The sequence below is a fragment of the Corynebacterium tuscaniense DNF00037 genome, assembly GCF_000759055.1.
GTDB lineage: Bacteria > Actinomycetota > Actinomycetes > Mycobacteriales > Mycobacteriaceae > Corynebacterium > Corynebacterium tuscaniense.
This window is the reverse complement of sequence record NZ_JRNG01000005.1, coordinates 1-1,447: the sequence shown is the minus strand read 5'-3', so window position 1 is coordinate 1,447 and position 1,447 is coordinate 1. Positions and strand designations below refer to the sequence as shown.

The following is a 1,447-nucleotide window of genomic DNA, read 5'->3' as shown; positions in this document are numbered from 1 at the left end:
GGGGACGCGGACATTTTGTTGGACAGTTTCGGGTCACGCTACATGAAGTGTTCGGTAGGCGGTGATACTCACACCGCCTAGACTGGTTTTGATCCGGTGGTTGTTATAGAACTCGATGTATCGCGCGATGGCTTCTTCGAGCTCTTTGGTGGTTTGCCAAACCTTGCCGTAGTACATCTCATTTTTCATACGGCCGAAAAATCCTTCACACGCTGCGTTATCTGGGCTGCAGCCCTTTTTAGACATTGAGCTGACAATCCCGTATTTAGCGGTCAAACTGCGCCAGGTGCTACCGCGGTAATGTGCACCCCGGTCAGAATGAAGCACCAGGGAACCATCTGCTTTTGGCTGCTCCGCTTCAATGGCAGCAAGCAGGGTTTCCTGCGCCAACTCCATAGTGGGGTGCACGCTTGTTTTCGCGGCGACGACCTTGCCGTCAAAACAGTCGATTATGGCAGAGAGGTACACGCGACCATCGTGAGCTGCAAAAACACTGATGTCAGTTAGCCACAACTTGTTTGGGCTGTCAGCGTGAAAATTACGGTTCACCAAGTTATCCGGAGCTGGTGAAATTTCTCCCTGATAGCTGGAGTACCTCCACTTGCGTTTCGGAAAGCGGGGCACGATTTGTTCTTCGCGCATGAGGCGACGAACAACCTTCTCGCTGATGATGATCCCACGATGACGCAACTCCCACCACATGCGTCGATAGCCGTACGTGTTGTCCGACTGCGCGTCGATGGCATGGAGCATGTCACGGATATGCTCGTGCTTATCGGGCCGGCTGCGTTGTTGAAGGTGGTAGTAAAAACTCGATTGTGCAAGGCCGATAGAGGCAAGCAGCATCGGCAAGGGGAAGTCAGGGCGTAGCGCGTCAACCACTGCGGTCTTTTGTCTATTACTGAGCTGACCTGGGATGACGCTGACGTCTTTTTTTACAAGCTCCAGCTCCTTTTCCAATACAGCTTTCTCGACCAGCAGCTTGGCCATCTGTTCTTTCAGTTCAGATGGATCATCCGGCAAAGATTTTTCAAGGGCTGCTCGGGTGGGGATGCGAGCACGTTCTTCTCGTTCCTTTTTCGACATCAGCCCCCATTGTCCCTCTTCACGATGGCGTTGTGCCCAAGAATAGACGCTCATTTTTGACCTCAGCCCACATTCTTGAGCGATGTCAGCTGGGCTCCACCCGGCGTTGAAAAGTTCGACAGCACGAAGCTTGACCTCAAACGGGTAACGCGTCAAGGTTTTCGCCTGCTTACGCGGTCTACCTGGAGTGGTGGGTTCACGCAACCATTTGTACAGCGTCCATCTCCCCGGATACCCCAGCTGCCGGGTCGTCTTCGTCACCGACTGAGTGCGCTTATACACCTCAATCGCTCTGCGACGCTGCTGATCTGTGTACGAACGGTTCATAAGTGGAATCCTCCAAGATTCCGTCCGCATCCCC

Annotated in this window: 1 protein-coding gene; it reads right to left on the bottom strand. The window is 53.4% G+C overall.

Features of this window, described 5'->3' with window-relative positions:
• Window positions 1-33: 33 nt before the first annotated feature.
• The gene (locus HMPREF2129_RS01950) at window positions 34-1,413 is read right to left on the bottom strand and encodes an IS3 family transposase (protein ID WP_084576436.1); all 1,380 of its coding nucleotides are present in this window, start codon (window positions 1,411-1,413) and stop codon (window positions 34-36) included.
• Window positions 1,414-1,447 lie beyond the last annotated feature (34 nt).